The organism is Saccharomonospora sp. CUA-673 (genome assembly GCF_001942305.1).
GTDB lineage: Bacteria > Actinomycetota > Actinomycetes > Mycobacteriales > Pseudonocardiaceae > Prauserella.
Genome location: NZ_MKKE01000001.1, coordinates 55,024 through 69,737 on the forward strand (window position 1 = coordinate 55,024; position 14,714 = coordinate 69,737).

Here is a 14,714-nt window from a genome sequence, read left to right on the forward strand (position 1 = left end):
CCGACGCCGGTTGAGCTCCGGGCCAAGTGTTGGCATGCTGAATAGTCAGTTGGCATACCGAGGAGTATAAATGTCTACCTACACGACCGACGTTGTCGTCGTCGGCGCGGGGAACGCAGCGATGTGCGCGGCCCATGCCGCCCGTGAGACCGGCAAGCGGGTGCGGATGGTGGAGGCAGCCCCGAAGTCCAGGGCGGGTGGCAACAGCTACTTCACCGCCGGGGCCACCCGGATCACCCATGAGGGATTGGAGAGCCTCAAGGACCTGGTGGAACCCGACGAGCGGCACAGCCGCAGCGAGGTACCGCCTTACTCCAAGGAGGACTACGCGGCCGACCTGAAGAAGGTCACCCTGGGACGCAACGACCCGGACATGACCGAGCTCCTCACCTCGAACATCTCCGCCGATATGCGGTGGCTCAAGACCAAGGGGATGCGGTACCGCCTGATGTACGAGCGACAGGCCTACGAGACCTCGGACGGTGGGTACCTGTTCTGGGGCGGGCTGCACGTGGGCAACGTCGACGGAGGCGAGGGCCTGATGCGCGATCATCTCCGCATCGCGGAGGCCACCGGCATCGAGATCCTCTACGAGGCCCGAGCGGTGAAGCTACTCGCGGAGGACGGAACCGTCACCGGTGTGGCCTTCGAACGCGACGGCGAGGAGCACACCGTCCGCGCCGGAGCGACGGTCCTGGGCAGCGGCGGGTTCGAGGCCAGCAAGGAGATGCGCGCCGAGCACCTCGGCGCCGAGTGGCACCACGCCGTCACCCGAGGCACCCCGTTCAACACGGGCACCATGCTGCAGGAGGCGCTTCGCCTCGACGCAGCCAAGGGCGGAGACTGGTCCTCCTGTCACGCAACCCAGTGGGACGCCGGCTACGAGGACAACGAGTCCAACTACGAGGTCACCAACCGTCTCACCCGGCAAAGCTATCCGCTGGGTATCATCGTCGATCGCCACGGGAAGCGATTCCTCGACGAGGGCGCGGACTTCCGGAACCTGACCTACGCCAAGTACGGCAAGGAGGTGCTGATGCGGCCCGGTGCCATTGCCTGGCAGATCTTCGACGCACCTTTGCGCCCCATGCTGCGGCCTCAGGAGTACGAAGTACCCGGGGTGGGCGAGCACGTGGCCGGCTCCCTGCAGGAGCTCGCCGAAGAGGCCGGCATCGACCCGGGCGGTCTCGCCGAGACGGTGGAGTCCTTCAACACCTCCATCGACATCTCCACCGAGTTCGACCCCAACGTGAAGGATGGTCGCGCGGCACGGACCGAACCGCCGAAGTCGAACTGGGCCAACAGGATCGCCGAACCGCCCTTCTACGCCTATCCGGTCACCTGCGGAATCACGTTCACCTTCGGAGGGCTCAAGGGCGACGCCCAGGCTCGGGTGCTGAAGGAGGACGGCTCGCCCATCCCTGGGCTCTTCGCCTGCGGTGAGACGCTCGGCGGCCTCTTCAGCGAGAACTATCCCGGCGGATCCGGACTGGCGGCCGGGATCGTCTTCGGCCGGATCGCCGGACGGAGCGCGGCTGCGTGACGTTCCGCCCTCAGGTCGACGTGGTCTACGAACAGCTGCGCTCGAAGATCCTCGACGGCTCACTCGAACAGGGGTACGACCTCCACGAACGGACAGTGGCTGAGCTGGTCGGCACCTCCCGGACTCCGGTCCGGGAGGCGGTCGCCCGGCTGGTGGTCGACGGGCTGGCCGAACGCCACGGCCGACGCACCAGGGTGACCGTGTGGGACGAGGAGAAGACCGGCCAGCTCTACGAGATACGTGCGGCCCTTGAGTCGGAGGCCTGCCGACTGGCCGCGATGCGCCGCAGCGAGAGCGTGATGATGCGGCTACAGACCTCGGTGGCAGAGCAGCGACAGCTATCGGATCCCTCCGCCACTGCCCGCCGCAACATCAATTACGAGTTCCACGAGCAGATCTGGCAGGCCAGCGGCAACCCGTTCCTGCTGGAGACCAACCGGAAGTACGGGGTGCAGTCGATGTGCATCGCACCCACCACGTTGCGTCACGATGAGCGTTGGGCGACGGCCCTGGACGAACACGAGCAGCTCGTCGAACACATCAGCCGCCACGAGGCCGCCGAGGCGGCGGCGCTGATGCACCACCACCTCGAATCGGCGTTCAGGCGGCGTTGACCACCCTCAGTGTCCCTCCACGAGACCCGACCACAGGAATAACCAGGTTTTCAAGGTGCGAGCCTGTGTTCTATTCACGGACTGTCGGCAGCTGAAAGCCGAAATCGATGAAGGCCGCCGCTTAAAAGTCCACGAAATAGAGAACCTCCGTCTGGTTCAGATCGTCCGACCAACTACCACGCCTCGTCGAGACTCGAACAGGGCTTCCCTTGCCGAACGCCGCTCAGCGGCCCAGGCCCCGCCAGGTGCGCACCGCCAGCGGCAGGAACACCGCGATCAGCACCAGCGGCCACACCACGGCCGGCCACGGCGCGGCGTCCACGAGCCATGACGGCTGTACGGCGGCGACACCGAACGCCTCCCGGACGGCCCCGACCGTCGCGGTCAACGGGTTGACGTCGGCGACCGCGCCCAGCCACGCGGGCATCGTCGACGTGTCGACGAAGACCCCGGACAGGAACATCACCGGCCACACCGACACCTGCACCGCGCTGATCGACTCCTGACCGCGCACGCGCAGGCCGAGGTAGACGCCGATCCACAGCACCGCGACCCGCAACAGCACCAGCAGGCCGAGCACCGTGAGCCACGCGCCGACGCCCGCGTCAGGGCGCCAGCCGAACGCGAATCCCGCGGCCACCACGAACCCGAGACCGACGAGCGAGTTCAGCAGGTCGGCCGAGCACCGCCCCGCCAGCACCGCCGACGCCGACATGGGCAACGACCGGAACCGGTCGGTCACCCCGCGCGAGGCGTCGAGCGACACGGCCGTCATCGTCGACTCCAGGCCGAAGAACATCGTGATCACGAGCATCCCCGGCATCAGGAAGTCCACATAGGACCCGCCGGTGGCCATGCCGAGCGCCCCGCCCAGCAGCCCCTGGAACATCGCGAGCATCAGCACCGGGAACAGCCAGCCGAACACGACCAGTCCCGGCCGGTTGCGCCAGTGCTGCAGTTCCCGCGTCGTCATGGTCACGATGTCGCTCACGATCCGGGGCAACGCGGTGTCCCCGGCCGCGTTGCCCCGGATCGCGGTTCCCCCGGTCCCGGTGTCGCCGTTCGCGTCCGGCCGTGTAGTCGTCGCCGTCATGCCGGCACCCCCTTCGACTGGGTGAGTTCGAGGAACGCATCGTCCAATGTGGGCGTCCGCACGGCGACGTCGTCGAGCGCGATGCCGGACTCCCGCACCGCCGCGGAGATGCCCGTCAACGCCTCGACCCGGTCGACCACGGGAACGCTCACCTTCCCGCCGGCGACGTGCACCTCCCCGCTCGACCACGGCGCCGCCAACGCCGACAGCCGATCGACGTCGCCGTCCCCGGACGGGGTCAGCTCGATCAGATCGCCGCCGATCCGCGCCTTGAGCTCGTCGGGCGTGCCGTCGGCGACCACGCGGCCGTCGGCCATCAGCGAGATCCGGTCCGCCAGCTGATCGGCCTCCTCGAGGTACTGCGTGGTCAGCAGCACCGTCGTGCCCGCCGCGACGAGCCGGCGCACCGCGTCCCACACCTCGCGGCGTGCGGCCGGGTCGAGGCCCGTCGTCGGCTCGTCGACGAACAGCACCTCGGGAGCGACCAGCAGTGCCACCGCCAGGTCCAGCCGCCTGCGCATCCCGCCCGAGTAGGTCGCGATGCGCCGGTCGGCCGCGTCGACGAGCGCGAACTGCTCGAGCAACTCGCCCGCCCGCGCACCAGCCGCGGCCCTGGTCATCCGCGCGAGCCTGCCGAACAGCACGAGGTTCTGCCGGCCCGTCAGGTCCTCGTCGAGTGCGGCGTACTGGCCGACGAGGCCGATCCGGCGGCGCACCTGCGCGCCGTCGGCGGCGACGTCCCGGCCCACCACGCGCGCCGTTCCCCCGTCGTGGCTGGTCAGCGTGGTCAGCACGCGGATCGCGGTCGTCTTGCCCGCGCCGTTGTGCCCCAGCAACCCGTGCACGGTGCCGCGCGGCACCGTGAGGTCGAATCCGTCCAGCGCCGGGGCCTCCGCTCCCGGATAGGTCTTGCGCACGCCGAGACATTCGGCGGCGGGTCCGGCGTGCCCGTCCCGTGTGGTTGTCGGAACCATGATCTCCTCCCATTCCGTACGCTTTACCGTACGGCGTACGCAACACTGTACGGTAGGTTCCGGGAGAAGGCAAAACGCCCACGGACGGAAGGGAGCACGCCGTGAGCCGAGGGGCGCCCGTGGTCGACCTGGCGCGCAGCATCTACCTGCTGTGGGGTCACCACCCGAAACCCGGCCGTTCCGGGCTCACCGTGCCGGCGATCGTCGAGGCCGGCATCGAACTGGCCGACGCGCACGGACTGGAGGCGGTGTCGATGCGCAAGGTCGCCGAGCACCTCGCGTCGGCGCGATGTCGCTGTACGGCTACGTGCCCGGCAAGGACGACCTGACCGCGCTCATGACCGACGCGATGTACGCGGGCATGTACGGCGACCTCGACGAGGCGGCGCGCGCCGGCGACTGGCGCGAGGCGATGCGGTTCGTCGCGGGACGCAACTGGGAGGTGCTCACCCGACACCCATGGCTGCTCGCGGTCCGTTCCGCGCGCCCCGACCTCGGCCCGGGCGTGCTGCGCAAGTACGAGACCGAACTACGTCCGCTCGACGGCATCGGCCTGTCCGACGTGGAGATCGACAGCGTGCTGACGCTCATCCTCGGCCACGTCGCCGACACCGCGCGCACCCACGTCCAGCACGTCACCGCCAACCGCTCCGGCATGTCCGACGACGAGTGGTGGCGCACCGTCGCCCCCGTGCTTGAGCAGGTCATGGGCGAGGAGAGGCTGCCCGTGTCCGACCGGGTGGGCAGCACCGTCGGGTACGAGTTCCAGGCGGCGGCCAACCCCGAGCACATCTTCACCTTCGGCCTCGAGGTCATCCTCGACGGCGTGCAGGCCCGCCTGAGCTGAACCGGGCGGGACCGGTCAGTCGAGGGCACTGCTGGCCGAGGGCCCTATCAGTCGAGGGCACTGTCCAGGAGCTGGGCAGCGGCATCCCGTGCGGTCGCGACGGCGTCGGGGAGCATGCCGTACGAGGCGGACACGATCGCGCCGTCGTAGAGCAGGAACAGCGATGCGGCCAGTTTGCGCTGATTGCGCGCGCCGGTCTCGCGCACGAGCGCGCGGAAGTAGTCCAGCACCCACTGCTTCTCGTCGTCGATGGCCTCCCGCGCCGGGTGCTGCGGGTCGGGCAGTTCGGCGAGGGCGTTGACGAACGCGCAGCCACGCGGATTCTCGGCGGCCATCCACGATTCGAGGGCGTCGAACATCAGCAGGACGCGCCGCTTGGCGCCGAACCGACCGGGCTTCTCGACGATCGACGTGACGTGCTCGCGCCACCGCGCGTCCCGGCGTTCGAGATACAGCCGCACGATGGCGTCCTTGGATCCGAAGCGGTCGTAGAGCGTCTTCTTCGTCACGCCAGCCTCGGCCGCGATCATGTCGACGCCCACGGCGTGGATTCCGTTGTCGTAGAACAACGTCTCCACGACCTCGAGGACCCGCTCGGCCGCGGGGGTCAGCGTCACCTGCCGGCTCATGCGCCAACCCTACTCCATGCCCACACTTCCCGCCGACATTGACGGTATACCGATCTGTCTAGTAGACGTATATATACCGGTCTGTTTACATGGGAGGGTCTTCGTGCGCGTGACGGGAACCGACGTCGCCTCGCGGCGGGTTTCGTGCTGATGTGGAGCTCGGGATTCCTCGGCGCGACCATGGGCACCGAGTTGACCGGCAGCACGACGCTGCTGTTCTGGCGGTTCCTCGTGGTCACCGGACTGCTCGGCGCGTGGTGGCTGCTGCTGCGGCGCACGCGGATCACCCGGCGCGACCTCGGTATCCACGCGGTGCTGGGCCTGCTGTCCCAGGCCGGTTACCTGTCGGGCGTGGTGTTCGCCGCCGAGCTCGGCGTCCCCGCGGGCACGTCGGCGCTGATCGCGGCGCTGCAACCGCTCGTCGCCGCGGCGCTCGCGGGTCCATTGCTCGGCCAGCACACGGCACCCCGGCAGTGGGTCGGGCTGGCGATCGGTCTCGGCGGCGTGGCGCTGGTGGTGTCGGGTGATCTGGGCGGCAGCGCCGCAGTGTTGGCCTACACACTGCCGCTGTTGGCGATGCTCAGCCTCGTCGCGGGCACGTTCGCCGAACGCAGGCTCCCGTCGGCGTTGCCGATCGGCGAGTCGTTGCTGGTGCAGTCGGCCGTGTCGACGGTCGTGTTCGGCGTACTGGCCGCCGGCACGGGATCGACGGCTCCCCCGACGTCACCGGAGTTCTGGCCGGTGATCGCCTGGCTCGTGGTCTTCTCGACGTTCGGCGGGTACGGGTTCTACTGGCTCAACGTGCGCCGCGGTTCGGTCGGCCGCGTCTCGACACTGCTGTACCTGACCCCGCCGACGACCATGGTGGCCGCGTGGCTGATGTTCGGCGAACCCGTCAGGGCGGCGGGCCTCGCCGGACTGCTCATCTGCTTCGCCGCGGTCCCGCTGGCCCTCGCGCCCACGCCTCGCGCCGCCGCCCCTCCCGGCGTCACTGTCCGCTCCCGCTGCGACCGACGCCCTCCACGACGTCCGGCTCGGTCTCGTCGTCGCCGTCGCGAGCTCGCTGCAGACGGCGGCCGTAAGCCTTCGTGAACTGAACGATGGCGGTCAGCAACACCACCAGGAATCCGGCACTCAGCGCGGGGACCACGTCGACGGGCAGGGTGTAGGCCATGACGACCCGGGCCGCCGCGTCGAGGAGGAACGCGCCGCCCCACGCCGCCGTCATCCTCCGCATCACGCGGCGGAACGTGGGGTCGTGCTCCCAATCGTGTTCCCAGGCTCGGGCCGTCTGCTCCGGAAGCAAGGGCAGCGTTGCGGACAGCAGGATGGGCCGGGAAGCCCAGAGTGTGCCGAGGATCCAGAGACCGACGATGGCGGTCAGGTAACTCTCGCGGGCCAGCAGCAAGCGGGGATCTCCGGTGACCAGGCCCAGTGCCGTTCCCGCGATGAGGATGGTGAGCGTGAAGACGGCCGGGAGTGTGATCCGGCGTTCGGTGACGAGCCGATAGACGAGTGTGGCCAGGGGTATCGCCCCGCCGAGCAACAGGGCGAGCCACGGGTTCACACCGGCCCACCGCAGCCCGTAGAACACGGCCAGCGGAGCGGCCGTGTCCAGCAGCAGCAACGCCAGTTGTGCGCGCGGATTCGGCCGAGCCGGCCTCGCCGCTGTCATCGCGCGCCGTCTGCGGTGGTGGCCAGATCGAACATGGTGAGCAACTCCCGGGTGTAGGAATCGATGTCGAACTGCGGATCCATCGCGATCTGACCGGACGCGGCGTCGACGGCCGCCCGGATGACCAGAGCCATCGGGCGCGTGGCGAACTCGCGGAACACCCCGGTCTCCTGCCCGCGCCGCAGGATCCCCTCGAGGTGCCGCACGAGACCGTCGGCATCGGCCCCGCCGAAGTGGAGGCTGCCGTCCTTGTCGCGGAAGTTCATGACGATGTCGGTCAGCACCCGCACGTGGGTCGGGTTCTCCCGGATGAAGGTCAGGTTGGCCTCGAGGTATCCGCGGAGCGCCGACGATGCGTCCGGCGCGGCCTCGATCCGTTCGCCGATGAGCCGGCCTGCCCGCGCGTACAGCTCGACGACCACCTGCTCGGTCAGCTCGTCCTTGCCGGCGAAGTGGTACGAGATGACGCCCTTGCTCACCCCGGCACGCTTGGCGATCTCGGCCAGGGACGCCCGCACGTACCCCAGCTCGGACATCGCCTCGATGGCGCACTCCACGATCTGCGCACGTCGCGCCTGCTCCGTGAACGTCCGAGACTGGCCACTTGTTCCAACTTCTGACCGCATGGTCAAACCATAGCACGCACGTACTAACCGCGCTGATACTCGACGCCGGACGAGCCCCCTACCGGTTCCGCCGCACGAGCGGCCTGTGCTCACGATCCGGTCGCGGTCGTCACGTCTCCCGAAACGAGAGCCCCTTCGCGGCCAACGCCTCCCGCAGAATGCGGATCGCCTTCGGGCCGACTCCGTGGATCGCCAGGAGTTCGGTCTCGGTGCACGCGCTCACCTTCGCCAGGGAATCGATGCCGGCGGACTGCAACTCCCGCGGTGCGGTCTTACCGAGTTCGTTCGGCAGGTCTCCCACCGGCCGGACATCGGGTGTGCTCAACGGTTCCTCACTCTCTCCGCCTGCACGCGGCGGACGGGTCAGAGTTGGACGCCCTTGGTCAGGGCGCCGTCGACGACGAGGTTGGTGCCGGTGATGAAGCTCGCCGCGGGGCTGGCCAGGAAGGTCACGGCCTTGGCGACCTCGTCGGCGGTGCCCATCCGACCGGTCGGGTTCAGCGACAGGGCGTGGGCGAAGAACTCGGGGTTGTCGGCCTCGGTGTTGGCCCAGATCCCGCCCGGGAAGTACGTGTTGCCGGGCGAGACGCTGTTGGCGCGGATCGGTTTGTCCGCGAGCTGGTACGCCAGACCCTGCGTGTAGTGCACGAGGGCGGCCTTGACCGTGCCGTAGGGACCGGCGGCGAAGTCGATCTCCCGGCCGGACACGCTGGAGATCGTGACGATCGACCCCGCCGCGCTGCGTTCCAGGTACGGCAGCGCGGCGTTCACGGTGCGCACCGTGTGCATGAGGTCGACGTTGAAGCTGGTCTTCCAGTTCTCCTCGGTGTCGGGGATCGCGAGCGCGCTGACGTTGGCGACGACGATGTCGATGCCACCCAGCTCCTCGGCAGCGGCATCCACCCACCGCCGGAGGGCGTCGGCATCGGCGACGTCGACGGCCTGTCCGCTCACGGTGTGCCCCGCGGTGCGCTGTTGCGTCACGAACTCGTCCACATCGGACCCGGTGCGGGCACACAGCGACACCGCCGCGCCTTCCTCGGCGAGCGTCTGCACCGTCGCGGCACCGATTCCCTTGGTGCCTCCGGTGACGAGGGCGCGCAGTCCGTTCAGTTGCAGGTCCATCGGTCCTCCTTCGGTGTCACACCTGAGAATTACGGCGTGCGGATCGCGTCCGGGCGTTACAGCGTCGCGGCGAGGTCGCGCAGTTTGCGGTGCATGCCCTCGTAGGCGTCGGCCGGCGGCAACAGGTTCTTCGCGAGTTTGGTGACGGCGCTGTAGTTCGCGTCGCACACGTTGGCCAGTGGCGACTCGCTGATCTGGGTGACGAGCTGGTAGCCGTCCATGGCGTCGAGGCCGTACAGCTCACCGAGCCAGCGGATCATGTCGACCTGGCCGGCGCGCCACGCGTCCTCGAGGGGCCTGCTGGACCCGACGACGGAGAGATAGTCGTCCGATTCGATGCGCGGCCAGGCGGGTGCGCCACCCTTGATGAGGTCGACCAGGAGCGTGACGTGCATGGCGCCCTCGACGGCGGTGCCGCACGATTCCCCTTCGCCCTGGCGGTAATGCCCGTCGCCCACGGAGAACAACGCACCGTCCACATTGACCCCGAGGAAACAGGTGACGCCGGGTTTCATCTCCGGGGTGTCCATGTTGCCGCCGAACACGTCGGGCACGAGGGACGAGCGCACCTCGCCGGCGGCCGGCGCGACGCCGACCGTTCCGAGCATCGGCGCGATGGGCAGTTCGAGCCGCAGATCCGTGGACTGGGCGACGAATTCGACGGTGTTGCGGTCGCTGTTGACCTCGTAGATCCACGTCTGCTCGGGCAGCGGTTCCTGCAACGTCGCGGTGCGGTCGGTGCTGGTGAGCGCGCCGAACAGCGGGATCGTCGTGGAGGCACCCCACCCGCGGGCGGGCGTGAGGTCGACGAGATGCAGCGCGAGCGTGTCGCCGGGTTCGGCGCCCTCGACGTGGAACGGCCCGGTCTGCGGGTTGACGAACGGCATGTTCAGCGACGCGCTGGGCAGGTCGGTGACGTCGCGCAGCGTCCCGCAGAACGCGTCCTCGGTCCACAGCCGCAACAGCGTGCCGGGTTTGATCCGGTGCGACGGCGGCGCACCGCCGAAGGTCCAGACGTACTGCTCCGGTTGGGGCGTGTAGTCGACGACGTCCACGAGGCCTCCTTCGGCGGTCCGGTGCAGGGCCTGACTGCATTCCTAACGCACGTTCCGCGCCGGGACCAGGGCCCCGCGCGGCCGTGCGCCGAGCGGAAACACGACGAAACCCCGGTGTGACGCCAAGTGCGCAAACACCGCAAACACTTAGCCCTTGCGTTAAGTGTCGACGTCGACAATACTTAGCCATATGGCTCACCATTCGGCGCAGTTGGACGGCGTGTTCGTCGCGCTCGCCGACCCGACCCGGCGTGCCGTCGTGCAACGCCTCGGACTCGGGCCGACGAGCGTCGGTGATCTCGCCCGGGAGTTCCCGATGACACTCCCGTCCTTCATGAAGCACGTGCGGACGCTCGAGAAGAGCGGCCTCATCCGCACGATCAAGTCCGGCCGCGTGCGGACCTGCGTGCTGCAACGCGAACAGCTCGCCCTCCTCGACGGCTGGCTCGCCGAACAGCGCCGCGGCTGGGAGGAACGCACCGACCGGCTCGAACAGTTCGTCACGTCCATGGAGGACGTGCCGGACGCCGGCAACTCCGGAGAATCGAAGGGGAAACAGTCATGAACCACAACCTCGACCACGACCTCACCGTCCATCGCATCATCCGTGCCCCACGCGAGACCGTCTGGAACGCCTGGACGAAGCCGGACCAGCTTGCGCAATGGTGGATTCCGGCGCCGATCCGCTGCCGGGTCGAGCAGCTCGACGTGCAGCCGGGCGGCGCCTTCGTGACGCGCATGAGCGAGGACGGCGGCGAGTTCGTCCCGCACATCGACGGGTGCTTCGTCGCCGTCGACGAGCTGGAACGGATCGTGTTCACCAACGCGATCGACAGCTCATGGCGCCCTGCGTTGCCGCAACCGGTCGCACTGACCGCCAGCATCACGTTCGCCGACCACCCGGACGGCACGGACTACCGGATCGTCGCCCGGCACGCCAGCCCGGAATCCCGCGTGCTGCACGAGAAACTCGGGTTCGCCGACGGCTGGGGCACAGTCGCCGACCAGTTGGCTTCGTTCGTCACGGGCCGCTGAGCGGGCTCGGTCCGGACCGATCCGAGCGCCGGCCGTTCGGACCGAGTCGCCCGCTCTCGACCTGCTCAGTCCAAACAGAACTCGTTGCCCTCGGGGTCGGCCATGACGATCCACCCTGCGCCCATCGGCGGTGCCGGCTCGAACCGTTCGAGACGTTTCGCGCCGAGGCCGATCAGGCGGCGCGCCTCGTCCTCCAGTGCGGCCATCCGTTCGTCACCCTCGAGGCCCGGCGCGGCCCGCACGTCGAGGTGCAGCCGGTTCTTGCCGGCCTTCTCCTCGGGCACGCGCTGCAGGAAGATGCGCGGACCGTGCCCGTCGGGGTCGACGATCGCGTTCGCGTCGTTCCACCGCTCCTCGGGGACGCCCATCGAGGCCAGTGCCTCGTCCCACGTGCCGAATCCGCCGGGCGGATCCATCTGCCGGTACCCGAGGACCTCGATCCAGAACGCACCGAGCGCCTCCGGGTCGGCCGCGTCGATCGTGACCTGTAGTTCTCGTGCCATCGTCAGCTCCGGTCGGACGCGGTCGCCGGGTGCGCGTACAGATCGCGCAGCAGGGCGATCTCGGCGAGGTGGTGGATGAGTTCGCGGTGGATGTGCAGGACGAGCCGGGCCATCGAGCTCTCGGCGAACGGGCCCTCGGCGGGTCCGCACGGCCGCGCGAGTCCCTCCTCGCCCAGGGCTTCGACGCCGGCGAGCCACGTGGCGTACTCGGCATCGAGCTGACGCAGCGCGTCGTCGGCGGTCTCGGCGTACTCGAACTCCTGGTAGTCGGTGGGTGTGCGGCCGAAGTGCGAGGCGTTGCGGATGGCCAGCACGCCCACGATGACGTGCCCGAGCCGCCAGGCGATCGTGGTCACCGGAGCGGGATCGGGTTCGGGCATGGCGAAGTCGATGGTCATCGCACCCGATCCGCCCTGGATCGGCGCGGTGCCCGTGCCACGGGGACGCACGTTCCAGGCGCCGGGCGCCGGTTCCCAGAAGTACTCGGCGTCGGTGAGGCCTTCGAGTCGCGGACGTGCCTGCTTGTCCCAGTGCCACGTGAGCTGATCGCGGAGCAGCGCGTTCCATGTGGTGGCTGTTGTGGTCGCTGTCATACCCGGCAGCATCGCGGACATTGCGGACAGCTGCAGTCCGCGATGCGTGGACATTCTGTGCCACGATCGCCGGTATGACCGTCGAGGCGACCACCCAGCGCGTGTTGCGGCTGCTCGAGCTGCTGCAACGTCGTCCCGTGTGGACGGCGTCCGAACTGGCCGCGGAACTGGGCGTCACCGACCGGTCGGTGCGCCGCGACGTCGAACGGCTGCGCACGCTCGGCTATCCCGTGCACGCCACGGCCGGGGTCGGCGGCGGCTACCAACTGGGCGCGGGCACCCGGCTGCCGCCGCTGCTGCTCGACGACGGCGAGGCGATCGCCACCGCCGTGTCCCTGCGGCTGGCCTCCGGTGGCACGGTCGCAGGCACGGGCGAGGCGGCCGTGCGCGTGCTGGCCAAACTCGACCAGGTCATGCCCCCACGGTTGCGCGCCGAGGTGCGGGCCGTGCACGGAGCCACCGACACCCTCGTCGCCCCCGGCGCCGAGGTGGACGCCGAAATCCTGCTGACCATCGCCAGGGCGTGCCGCGACACCGTGCGCGCCCGGTTCGCCTACACGACGCAACGCGGCGAACAGCGCGTCCGCACCGTCGAACCCGTGCGCATGGTCGCCACGAGCCGACGCTGGTACCTCATGGCGTGGGACGTCGACCGCGAGGACTGGCGCACGTTCCGCCTCGACCGGATGCGCGACGCCGAGGCGACCACCTGGCGATTCCGGCCGCGCGAACACCCCGACCCGGTCGCCTACGTGCAACAGTCGGTGACGTCGTCTCCGTACCGCTACGTCGCGCGCGTCCGCGTGCACGCGTCGGCCGACGAGGTCGCCGAACACGTCCCGCCGCAGGCCGCGCAGATCACCCCCGAGACCGGCGGACGCTGCCTGTTCGTCGCGGGCGGCGACGACCTCGACTGGCTCGCCCTGCACGTGGCGACGCTGCCGTTCGAGTGCGAGATCCTCGACCCACCCGAACTCCGCGCCGCCGCCACCCGCCTGGCCCACAAACTGACCACCATGGCCGCCACCCCGCCGAAGCCGTGACGGCCCACGGGAACATCAGGGCCGTGGCTCGCCTCGGTAGTAGCCGAACGACCAGAGGTTGCCCTCCGGATCACGGATCGTCAGCTCACGATTGCCGTACTCCTGGTCCGCGACATCACGCACCATGTCCACGCCCGCCGCGCGCAATCGCTCGTACAACGCGTCGGGGTCGCGGTGACGACGTACATCCCGGCTGTGCCGGGTTCCCGGGACCAGTCGTGCGCGGGCTGGTACGAACCGAGCATCACGCCACCGCCTTCCGGCCAATCGAGCTGGGCGTGGGCGACCTGGTCCCCGTCGGCGTACACCGCCGTCCTCAGGAACCCGACGGTGTCGACGAGGAAATCGATGAGCGCGCCTGCGTCCCTGGCCTGCAGAACGGGCCACACGGTGGCCGCGGGACGGGCGTTCGCGGAGACATTCGTTGTACTCATGACGAGAATTCTTCCGCCGGCTGCGCTGCACCCGCTTGGATGTTTCGGCGCTCTTCGGCGAGCCAGCCGGTGGGCGACGTTCCCACGTACTGCCGGAAGTCCCGCACCAGGTGCGAATGGTCGGCGTAGCCGCACGCGTAGGCCGTGCCGGCCAGGTCGAGCGCATCACCCGCCCGCACCGCGCGGGTGATGCGCTGGCGCGCATGCTCGAACCGCATCAACCGCGCCACGGCTTTCGGCGACAGTCCGAACTCGGCGGTGAACACCGACGACAACTGCCGTTCGCTCAGTTGCACGTGCCTCGCGAGCCCCGCGATCGACCCGGTACCGCGGTGGCGCGCGATCCATCGCCACGCCTCGGCCACCTCGGGCCGTGGACCCTGTCGACGCGGCGCGCGGGCCAGCCGGCCCCGCAGATAGTCGTCGACGACGGCGAACCGCTGCCCCCAGTCGCCCAGTTCGCTCAGCCGTTCACGCAGCGACTCGACATCGGGTCCGAGCACGTCGCGCCCATCCACCGACTGCGACGAAGTTCCGCCAACGAGACGCCGAACAGACCGCGGGCCGCCAACGGACGAACGGCCAGTTGCAATCCGGTCTGCACGCGTGGCTGGGCGAGATACACCGGGCGGGTGTGCAGCCCACCGACCACGACGTGGGTCGCGAACGCGTCGGGTCCCGCCGCCTCGTCGGCGGTGCTCCCGGTGACGACGGGCTCGTCCAGGGTGAGTACGAACGTGACCGCGGGCGAGGGCACGCCGCGATGCAGCGTAGGAGCAGGCAGCTCGGAGCGGTACCCGACCGCGGACACCACCGCGTCGGCGGCCAACCGTCGGGCACGGGCGAACTCCCACCCGTGGCCGCCGTGCCCCTGCCCACCCATGGCGCCAGTATGACCGCGCTCCGACCCAACCGCCCGCCTGCG

Annotated in this window: 22 protein-coding genes; 8 read left to right on the forward strand and 14 right to left on the reverse strand. The window is 69.4% G+C overall.

Annotated features, from left to right (window positions below):
- The first annotated feature begins 70 nt into the window (after positions 1-70).
- Together tcuA and BJF85_RS00335 are read left to right on the forward strand one after the other, a co-directional pair.
- Positions 71-1,543, forward strand: a complete 1,473-nt coding sequence (gene tcuA, locus BJF85_RS00330; protein ID WP_075845250.1) for an FAD-dependent tricarballylate dehydrogenase TcuA — start codon at positions 71-73, stop codon at positions 1,541-1,543.
- Complete coding sequence (locus tag BJF85_RS00335) at positions 1,540-2,157, forward strand: GntR family transcriptional regulator (protein WP_075845251.1); 618 nt, start codon at positions 1,540-1,542, stop codon at positions 2,155-2,157. The genes tcuA and BJF85_RS00335 overlap by 4 nt, the downstream gene beginning before the upstream one ends.
- 223 nt (positions 2,158-2,380) lie before the next feature.
- Here BJF85_RS00335 and BJF85_RS00340 read toward each other — a convergent pair whose 3' ends face one another.
- On the reverse strand, positions 2,381-3,250 hold the full coding sequence (locus BJF85_RS00340) for an ABC transporter permease (protein ID WP_083665806.1): 870 nt from the start codon (positions 3,248-3,250) through the stop codon (positions 2,381-2,383).
- Positions 3,247-4,224, reverse strand: coding sequence for an ATP-binding cassette domain-containing protein (locus BJF85_RS00345; protein ID WP_075845252.1), 978 nt, complete (start codon positions 4,222-4,224; stop codon positions 3,247-3,249). The genes BJF85_RS00340 and BJF85_RS00345 overlap by 4 nt, the downstream gene beginning before the upstream one ends.
- Positions 4,225-4,325: 101 nt before the next feature.
- Between BJF85_RS00345 and BJF85_RS28600 the strand changes: the two genes are divergently transcribed.
- Positions 4,326-4,553, forward strand: coding sequence for a hypothetical protein (locus tag BJF85_RS28600; RefSeq protein ID WP_222844397.1), 228 nt, complete (start codon positions 4,326-4,328; stop codon positions 4,551-4,553).
- Entirely contained in the window at positions 4,514-5,071 is a 558-nt protein-coding gene (locus BJF85_RS00350) for a TetR/AcrR family transcriptional regulator C-terminal domain-containing protein (protein ID WP_222844398.1), read from the forward strand. Before BJF85_RS28600 ends, BJF85_RS00350 begins: the two co-directional genes overlap by 40 nt.
- A gap of 47 nt (positions 5,072-5,118) precedes the next feature.
- Here the strand turns inward: BJF85_RS00350 and BJF85_RS00355 are convergent, their stop codons facing one another.
- Positions 5,119-5,700 (reverse strand): TetR/AcrR family transcriptional regulator, encoded by a 582-nt coding sequence (locus BJF85_RS00355; protein WP_075845253.1) that lies wholly within the window; start codon positions 5,698-5,700, stop codon positions 5,119-5,121.
- 144 nt (positions 5,701-5,844) lie between these two features.
- On the opposite strand from BJF85_RS00355, the gene BJF85_RS00360 reads away from it, so the two are divergent.
- Positions 5,845-6,792, forward strand: coding sequence for a DMT family transporter (locus BJF85_RS00360; RefSeq protein WP_075845254.1), 948 nt, complete (start codon positions 5,845-5,847; stop codon positions 6,790-6,792).
- On the opposite strand, the gene BJF85_RS00365 is transcribed toward BJF85_RS00360, so the two are convergent.
- The 5 genes from BJF85_RS00365 to BJF85_RS00385 form a co-directional block, all read right to left on the reverse strand.
- Positions 6,689-7,375, reverse strand: coding sequence for a VC0807 family protein (locus BJF85_RS00365; protein WP_139320398.1), 687 nt, complete (start codon positions 7,373-7,375; stop codon positions 6,689-6,691). The two genes, BJF85_RS00360 and BJF85_RS00365, sit on opposite strands and share 104 nt — an antisense overlap.
- Positions 7,372-8,001 carry a TetR/AcrR family transcriptional regulator gene (locus BJF85_RS00370; RefSeq protein WP_075845256.1) on the reverse strand — a complete coding sequence of 210 codons (630 nt, stop codon included), beginning with the start codon at positions 7,999-8,001 and terminating at the stop codon, positions 7,372-7,374. The genes BJF85_RS00365 and BJF85_RS00370 overlap by 4 nt, the downstream gene beginning before the upstream one ends.
- Before the next feature lie 109 nt (positions 8,002-8,110).
- Complete coding sequence (locus BJF85_RS00375) at positions 8,111-8,326, reverse strand: DNA-binding protein (RefSeq protein WP_222844399.1); 216 nt, start codon at positions 8,324-8,326, stop codon at positions 8,111-8,113.
- Positions 8,327-8,364: 38 nt separating this feature from the next.
- Complete coding sequence (locus tag BJF85_RS00380; protein WP_075845258.1) at positions 8,365-9,126, reverse strand: SDR family NAD(P)-dependent oxidoreductase; 762 nt, start codon at positions 9,124-9,126, stop codon at positions 8,365-8,367.
- A 56-nt stretch (positions 9,127-9,182) separates the two neighbouring features.
- Positions 9,183-10,181, reverse strand: a complete 999-nt coding sequence (locus tag BJF85_RS00385) for an acetamidase/formamidase family protein (protein ID WP_075845259.1) — start codon at positions 10,179-10,181, stop codon at positions 9,183-9,185.
- 190 nt (positions 10,182-10,371) lie between these two features.
- Here BJF85_RS00385 and BJF85_RS00390 point away from each other — a divergent pair, with 190 nt between their 5' ends.
- Entirely contained in the window at positions 10,372-10,746 is a 375-nt protein-coding gene (locus BJF85_RS00390; RefSeq protein ID WP_075845260.1) for a helix-turn-helix transcriptional regulator, read from the forward strand.
- A complete protein-coding gene (locus BJF85_RS00395) occupies positions 10,743-11,216 on the forward strand; it encodes an SRPBCC domain-containing protein (RefSeq protein WP_075845261.1) in 474 nt (157 codons plus the stop codon). Before BJF85_RS00390 ends, BJF85_RS00395 begins: the two co-directional genes overlap by 4 nt.
- A 65-nt stretch (positions 11,217-11,281) precedes the next feature.
- Here the strand turns inward: BJF85_RS00395 and BJF85_RS00400 are convergent, their stop codons facing one another.
- Both BJF85_RS00400 and BJF85_RS00405 read right to left on the reverse strand, forming a co-directional pair.
- Positions 11,282-11,719 carry a VOC family protein gene (locus BJF85_RS00400; protein ID WP_075845262.1) on the reverse strand — a complete coding sequence of 146 codons (438 nt, stop codon included), beginning with the start codon at positions 11,717-11,719 and terminating at the stop codon, positions 11,282-11,284.
- A 2-nt stretch (positions 11,720-11,721) separates the two neighbouring features.
- Complete coding sequence (locus tag BJF85_RS00405; protein WP_075845336.1) at positions 11,722-12,312, reverse strand: DinB family protein; 591 nt, start codon at positions 12,310-12,312, stop codon at positions 11,722-11,724.
- A 74-nt stretch (positions 12,313-12,386) separates the two neighbouring features.
- On the opposite strand from BJF85_RS00405, the gene BJF85_RS00410 reads away from it, so the two are divergent.
- Positions 12,387-13,355, forward strand: a complete 969-nt coding sequence (locus tag BJF85_RS00410; protein ID WP_075845263.1) for a YafY family protein — start codon at positions 12,387-12,389, stop codon at positions 13,353-13,355.
- Between the two features lie 15 nt (positions 13,356-13,370).
- On the opposite strand, the gene BJF85_RS30940 is transcribed toward BJF85_RS00410, so the two are convergent.
- Genes BJF85_RS30940 through BJF85_RS28610 form a run of 4 tightly spaced genes read right to left on the reverse strand, consistent with a single transcriptional unit; the run spans position 13,371 to position 14,672 of the window.
- Complete coding sequence (locus BJF85_RS30940; RefSeq protein ID WP_369822039.1) at positions 13,371-13,481, reverse strand: hypothetical protein; 111 nt, start codon at positions 13,479-13,481, stop codon at positions 13,371-13,373.
- Entirely contained in the window at positions 13,436-13,789 is a 354-nt protein-coding gene (locus tag BJF85_RS00415) for a hypothetical protein (protein ID WP_255375284.1), read from the reverse strand. Before BJF85_RS00415 ends, BJF85_RS30940 begins: the two co-directional genes overlap by 46 nt.
- Complete coding sequence (locus tag BJF85_RS28605) at positions 13,786-14,292, reverse strand: helix-turn-helix domain-containing protein (protein ID WP_222844400.1); 507 nt, start codon at positions 14,290-14,292, stop codon at positions 13,786-13,788. Before BJF85_RS28605 ends, BJF85_RS00415 begins: the two co-directional genes overlap by 4 nt.
- On the reverse strand, positions 14,253-14,672 hold the full coding sequence (locus BJF85_RS28610) for a hypothetical protein (RefSeq protein ID WP_222844401.1): 420 nt from the start codon (positions 14,670-14,672) through the stop codon (positions 14,253-14,255). Before BJF85_RS28610 ends, BJF85_RS28605 begins: the two co-directional genes overlap by 40 nt.
- Positions 14,673-14,714 lie beyond the last annotated feature (42 nt).

Coding starts and splice junctions, on each gene's coding strand:
- tcuA (WP_075845250.1), top strand. CDS start 71: ATGTCTACCTACACGACCGACGTTGTCGTCGTCGGCGCGGGGAACGCA.
- BJF85_RS00340 (WP_083665806.1), bottom strand. CDS start 3,250: ATGACGGCGACGACTACACGGCCGGACGCGAACGGCGACACCGGGACC.
- BJF85_RS00345 (WP_075845252.1), bottom strand. CDS start 4,224: ATGGTTCCGACAACCACACGGGACGGGCACGCCGGACCCGCCGCCGAA.
- BJF85_RS00350 (WP_222844398.1), top strand. CDS start 4,514: ATGTCGCTGTACGGCTACGTGCCCGGCAAGGACGACCTGACCGCGCTC.
- BJF85_RS00355 (WP_075845253.1), bottom strand. CDS start 5,700: ATGAGCCGGCAGGTGACGCTGACCCCCGCGGCCGAGCGGGTCCTCGAG.
- BJF85_RS00365 (WP_139320398.1), bottom strand. CDS start 7,375: ATGACAGCGGCGAGGCCGGCTCGGCCGAATCCGCGCGCACAACTGGCG.
- BJF85_RS00370 (WP_075845256.1), bottom strand. CDS start 8,001: ATGCGGTCAGAAGTTGGAACAAGTGGCCAGTCTCGGACGTTCACGGAG.
- BJF85_RS00380 (WP_075845258.1), bottom strand. CDS start 9,126: ATGGACCTGCAACTGAACGGACTGCGCGCCCTCGTCACCGGAGGCACC.
- BJF85_RS00390 (WP_075845260.1), top strand. CDS start 10,372: ATGGCTCACCATTCGGCGCAGTTGGACGGCGTGTTCGTCGCGCTCGCC.
- BJF85_RS00395 (WP_075845261.1), top strand. CDS start 10,743: ATGAACCACAACCTCGACCACGACCTCACCGTCCATCGCATCATCCGT.
- BJF85_RS00400 (WP_075845262.1), bottom strand. CDS start 11,719: ATGGCACGAGAACTACAGGTCACGATCGACGCGGCCGACCCGGAGGCG.
- BJF85_RS00405 (WP_075845336.1), bottom strand. CDS start 12,312: ATGACAGCGACCACAACAGCCACCACATGGAACGCGCTGCTCCGCGAT.
- BJF85_RS00410 (WP_075845263.1), top strand. CDS start 12,387: ATGACCGTCGAGGCGACCACCCAGCGCGTGTTGCGGCTGCTCGAGCTG.
- BJF85_RS30940 (WP_369822039.1), bottom strand. CDS start 13,481: ATGGTGCGTGATGTCGCGGACCAGGAGTACGGCAATCGTGAGCTGACG.
- BJF85_RS00415 (WP_255375284.1), bottom strand. CDS start 13,789: ATGAGTACAACGAATGTCTCCGCGAACGCCCGTCCCGCGGCCACCGTG.
- BJF85_RS28610 (WP_222844401.1), bottom strand. CDS start 14,672: ATGGGTGGGCAGGGGCACGGCGGCCACGGGTGGGAGTTCGCCCGTGCC.